This window comes from Microcoleus sp. Pol12B4, assembly GCF_036701385.1.
In the GTDB taxonomy this organism is placed as follows: domain Bacteria; phylum Cyanobacteriota; class Cyanobacteriia; order Cyanobacteriales; family Microcoleaceae; genus Microcoleus.
In genome coordinates this window covers 1-5780 of the sequence record NZ_JAUBQR010000315.1, presented here as the reverse complement: position 1 = coordinate 5780, position 5780 = coordinate 1, and the positions used below count along the sequence as shown (strand labels likewise).

2 protein-coding genes are annotated in these 5780 nt (G+C 41.9%); both read right to left on the bottom strand.

Annotation, left to right across the window (positions count from 1 at the left end; translation table 11 throughout):
- Positions 1-855: 855 nt before the first annotated feature.
- Entirely contained in the window at positions 856-2058 is a 1203-nt protein-coding gene (locus tag QUA38_RS27075; RefSeq protein ID WP_333167352.1) for a catalase, read from the bottom strand.
- 245 nt (positions 2059-2303) lie between these two features.
- Positions 2304-5096, bottom strand: coding sequence for a phospholipase effector Tle1 domain-containing protein (locus QUA38_RS27070; protein ID WP_333167350.1), 2793 nt, complete (start codon positions 5094-5096; stop codon positions 2304-2306).
- Positions 5097-5780 lie beyond the last annotated feature (684 nt).

The window sequence follows — 5780 nt, the reverse complement described above, 5'->3', positions numbered from 1 at the left end:
ACTATTAATCCTTACTTTTTATCATATAATATACAAAGATTTTTTTTGATAATTATCAAATTAATCCTAACTAAGTTTTTTAGTTTATACCTAAAATTTTTATCCTTTTGACGCCGAGTACCCCGTTCTTTATCAAAAATTTAAAAAAGACTCGCTGTTCCCGCTCTATCTTAAAGATTCGGTAAAACCGTCAATTTTTAGTTGCTAATAAAAGCATTAGCTGTATCGAGAAAACAACCCGTAAATGTTGCGAAATATAAATTTAATTGTCGGGATAGGCAAATTTAAATATAATCAGTGATAAATGACAGTAAATATTCGCAAATCGAAGCCTATACTAACAGTATTGAGACTGATGCTGCTTTGATGAGCTTTCCAACCTAAACTAAAAGCAGCGGGCGAGCGCACTGTTTGCCCGATTTTTCACCACAATATTGGGGATTATCTGCCAAACTACAGATGTTTATTGCATGATGTTCTACAATAAAATGGGTTTGTAGTGACAATTTTAGTCCTATTAATACCAATCAAAAAAGTGTGGCTCTAATTATCAATTTTATAACATAAAAACTTACGCAAAAAGTTGTTTTACTCATGAATTATAGCGTGTTCCAGGTTTATGAAGTGTAGGGACACGGCAATGCCGTGTCCCTACGGGGATTAATCAATTTCTACTGACACAAAACTGAGGACTGAGGACTGAGGACTCAAAATTAATAATTTTCAACACTCCCACCCCCTCAAAAGGGATGGGATTTTTTGAAGGTTTCGCTTGTTAACTTGCTTGAATTGCCATTGGCTCAGACGACACCTGGTTGATGGCATTAAATGATGTCCCAGCCTCAAATTATTCCCTTAAAATGTTTCTTCTCCGGTTGGTTCTTGGTGGACAAGACCTCGCTTTTTAAGGCGATACTCCGCTACAACCGGGTAGACAACACCGCGTATCCGATTGATCGCGCCTACTGGACGATGAACTGCTAAGCCGTTCCAGGGAGAATATCTCAGGTTTTCGTTGAAATCAGATTGTTTTTCATAATCAATAATCTGATGCTTCACGGTGAGACGACCTACTCTCAAGAAGGGTGATTCCTTTTCATTCCAGACATTGATGCCATCGTCGATCGGCATTTTTAGGCTGGTTTGGAACTGAATGCCAAAATCCCAACAGTATTGGGCATCAGGTTTCGCCAGGGCTTGAATTAGGTCATCCCGGTAATAATTGTCTGGTTTATTGGGATCTAAACCCAACGCTTTAGCGCGATCGACAAAGGGAATTTTAGGGATTCCCGGTCGAGATTGTTCTGGAATTATGTCGTGCGGTGGTTTGCATGAAACCGGAGTAAACCCATACTTAATTACAGCAGGGTATTCCACAGGAACTAGACCAGGCTGGGAGGGATCGAAATCGGGATGGAGACCCAAAGCAGAGGGTGAACCGCTCCAATATTTGGCTGTTAGCAAACTCTTCGGAGTCCGGCTACCCGTAAGCGTTGACACCGCTAGAAAGTGTCTGGGATGTCGCATTAGCCACTTTTTTAATGTCTCTGGTGATTCAACCAGAGCAGAAAAAAAGCCGTAGTAGTCTTTGATGGTTTGGCTCACAAATATCTCTGAATTGTGAACAATGATGTCCTGGGTTTTTGACTCGTGGCTTTGCGCGAGTCGTTCCCCTTCGACCCCCATAACTTTCACTGAAATTGAGCGCGAATCTTTAGCGTAATCATTGAATACTTTGGTAGCCCCGTTAGCAAATCGCAACCAAACAGGATATTGTTTGGGTTTTGCTAGCAAACCTTGCTTAAGGGAAATCGCATTGAGTTGCGAAGAACTTAACGAAGCGCGTTTGCCCAATTCCCGTTTAATCGCTTCCTGATCAAAGTCAAAAATTTCCAGAGTTCCTTTAACGCAGGCATGAGTTTTGGCGTGAGTATCTCGCAGCGCCCGCTCCTTGTTCCCGTAAAGATTATCCATCCGAAGCTTGGCTTGCTCCACCAAAAGATCGTAGTATTTGCGTTCGTCCTGTTCGGGATATTCGGTAAATAACTTCTTGCTCATAAATAACCTTTTCCAAGCTGATTGTGGCTATAATGGTTGGCATTTTTCCCTTGAAATTCACCTGATTTTTAACCGGATGTCGAGGGAAATCAGGTGTAAGTTGTTCGCCGTTAATTGGGTACTCAGATAAACCGCGAACAACTCACCGCTGCGACTGTCGGCTCTTATTGAACAGGAGTTATAAATTTTAAAGAAAGGCGTACACTTCACAAGTTGTAAACCCACTCCCGTCGTGTTATGTCAGATCATTTAGATGGTTTCCAACCCTCATTATAAAAAGAAACTTTGTACTCTTTACCGCGAGGAACATTACGGTTTAGCATCTGGGAGAGGGTCTTGGTATTCATAATCTCTTCCCAACCTACAGGGGAAAAAGTTTCTGGATTAAAGACATTTTCTGCTAATAGAGGATTGGTGAAAGCTTGAGAAAAGGCATCAATTCCTATCAGTCGTCCTACTAAAGGAGGTAAAGCTGAATTTTCCCGCAGATCTTCGGCGTAGAGTCCCACATACAACTCAATGTTGTCTACGTGACCGTACAATCGTTTCAATTCTTTTTGGACATCTTCATTGCTAGTAATTTGAGCGAAATCTGTAACCCGTGGATACTTACACAGTTCGCGGTAATCGTTGTAGCTTCTTAATTTCGCCGCACGACCTGTACGAATGCTGGCTGTCTCCGTTGGAATCAGGAACTCAGGCGTATTGAATAAACTCAATTGCGCTGCGGGTTGGGAACAAGTTTCTTCAAACATAGCTCCCAAACCCTTGTTGATAATCATATCATTGTTCCACATCGTCTCCGGCATAGAAATTTCTTTGCCGTCATGGATGAGCTTATCGGGCAGCATACTATGCCAACGATAAACTAAAGTAAATTCTACCGACATCCAATTGGTGCGATACCATTTTTCATGATTAAATGCTGGGGGATCTGTGAAGAATTGGAAGTTATAGGGAGTAATGTGGTTGATATAATCCTCTAGCACAATTTTCAGAAACTCTGCCATCACGATATTTCTGGCGGTTTGGAAAAGGCGTTCATCATCCCAAGTTGGATAGTTCTTTGCCAAGAGGTCGCACACGCGATTATGTTCTCTTAAGCTAAGAACGTTGAGCATTACATAGCCCACTTGCACATTGACACGCTCTAACTCTATCCCCATTACAAATAATTTTTGTCTTTTTTCATAGGGGATTTTGTCCGCTTTTTCTTCATGGTCACCGACTATTAGATGAGGAATTCCGTTGAATTCTTCTTTAGGCTGTCCGTTCTCATCATAGTAAAAAGGAGGATATTCTTCGCCATTAATAATTTGGCTTTTTAGCTTTCCTCCTTGATGAGACCTCAGCAGGCGAGTAATATTTGCGTTCAACCCATAGACGTTACACAGATCTATTTGGTGGTTGGAACTATTTCTGCGCGGATCTAGCCGATCTGTCCGCAGGAAACTGTCGGTAAACCATTGCACGAAATAGGGGAAAATCAGAGAGGATTTAGGAGAGTATTTAGTCTCTCCTCTTTTGCGATACAAGACCTCCAGTTCCTTGACATCTGGAAGATTGTTTTCAAACTTCTCTGTCGGTGCTAAGTTAACACCTATGTAGTTTTTGTTCGTTAAGGGCTTCCAATCCGTAGGCGGTAGTTGGAGTCCCGAATAAGTGCGATCGTTTAATGAATCCCAAGAGGTGTAGGGAGACATGGCACTAAACGGATAGGGGCGAGTTGGAATTTTTAGAATGGCATTGTTAATCAGAGTTTTGTTGACTTTTTTGCTCAGCCCCTCGTTGCTTTGAATGAAGCTCCAAAACGGTTTTAAGTTAGTTAAAAGGAAAGTCTCGACCTTATTTTTAAATCCGTCTCTTGATGTGTCTCTTTTTGAAGAGATAATGGTTTTTCCCTTTGGTGCTTGTAGATGGGATATGGTTTTGCCTTTTGGTTCTTGTAGATTTGATTGATTGCCATGGCTCAATTCCGGGATCTTAATAGAGTGTTCTCTCTCCTCTTCAATTGATTTTAATTGTTTATTAGATAAAAGCGCTTCTAGATTCTTGGGGCGGTACTGGATGTCTACGCTTTGAAAACGCTCGATCGCGCTTTCATGAATATCCTCAATGGTCTCCCCCACCTCGCGCCACTTGATTCCTGCCAATTTGAAGAACCCAGGATTATTTTGAAATGGAATCTTATAATTAGGCTGGATATCCTTAATGGCATCTGGGTGGAATTCAAGCTTCAATTCAAAGTCACTGATTTGATCCAACATCCACTTCAAGACAGCATCTGATAACCCGCGGTATTCTGGTGTACCACCGCCGATGCAGCCATGCTCGCCTGGAAACCAAACTTGACGAAGCTTCTGCTTCGGGGAATCAGGATTTTTCTTCATCAAGGTAACATCAAAGACTTCGCGAATTTCGTCGATCGCCACGGCGTGCAACGCCCTCTCAATATCCTTATTTAAAGTAGTGTCGTGGAATTTGTACCTTTTTTTGAGCGGTTCCTCATACTTCTTCAAGACGGGTACAAGAGGAATACCAAGGGATCCAACGGTGTCGAAACAACCAAGCAAGGTAATCGGGACGCGATCGCCGTTATCTTTGCCGTAATCTTTGCGGAAACTCTTTGCTTTGTCATCATTTGGTTTAAGGCCTCGGTCACGGTAAAGCTCGTAAGCTTCTGATGCCTTGGTAATATAACGGCGGGATAGGAGACCGGAACAATAGATCATCCCCGCTAGACTCCTGACTGTGTAAGCACCGCGACTGAACCCGAATAGATAGATTTCGTCACCACGATCGTAGTTGAGAGAAAGAAAGCGATAGGCATCTTGTATATTTTTATCGATTCCCAGCCCAGTGACTCCGCCCACAATCTTGTTACTTTCGACTCCAATTCCCTCGTCATAAAACACGATCTGCGGAACCCCGTCACTGGCTGTTCGTGTCACTGCCTGGGCAAGCTTAAGCACATTAGTTGGACAAATACTATCTAGTTTGTTCCAAGTTCCATCACAGCAAACGATCAGACGTTTCATATTTACATTCTCTCTTTGAATCGGAAATTTGATAGCGAGCTGTCATTGGTAATCGGTTACTGATTGCCAATTCCTGTTTTTGTATCGAGTCAGGCGATCCCTGCTAATTTTTGGCTTGAAATTGTTATGTGGGTGGGCAATCTTTAGCTATTTCGATTCTCAGGATATTAGTCCCAAAACACCACCTAGTCGAGTTTGTTGTATTAAAATGTGAAATTTATTTATATTTCTTAAACTAAAAAATTTACAGAGTGAAATAGTAGCTTTGGTTCTGGGAAAATGCTCGATTCTGTTAAAACGTAAAAAATTTACAGAGTGAAATAGTAGCTTTGGTTCTGGGAAAATGCTCGATTCTCCTAACAGTAGTAGCACTCCGACGCCATAGCTAACAAACATTTAAACACATTTACGCTCTGCCTGGTCAGTTTTTAGAACAGCTATATCCGATCGATTTGCCAGTCGGCTGCAAGATAATGGTGACATATTGGCAGAACACATAGCAGGTTTGGGCTATGTTTTGGATTAAAATTTGTTTCAACCACTCTCAGGTTTTGTGTGATGTGCTTGAAGTTTTTAGCAATGTGTGGGCTTTTCTGGTTTCTCGATAGGTAAATTTGTGCGAAAAATTCCTAGTCGCGGTTTAAATTGAAACGTCCCAAAGTGGGGACGATCAACCGCAGCGAC

Bases quoted from the DNA above. Each gene is read 5' to 3' on its own strand.
- QUA38_RS27070 (WP_333167350.1), bottom strand. From the start codon at position 5,096: ATGAAACGTCTGATCGTTTGCTGTGATGGAACTTGGAACAAACTAGAT.
- QUA38_RS27075 (WP_333167352.1), bottom strand. From the start codon at position 2,058: ATGAGCAAGAAGTTATTTACCGAATATCCCGAACAGGACGAACGCAAA.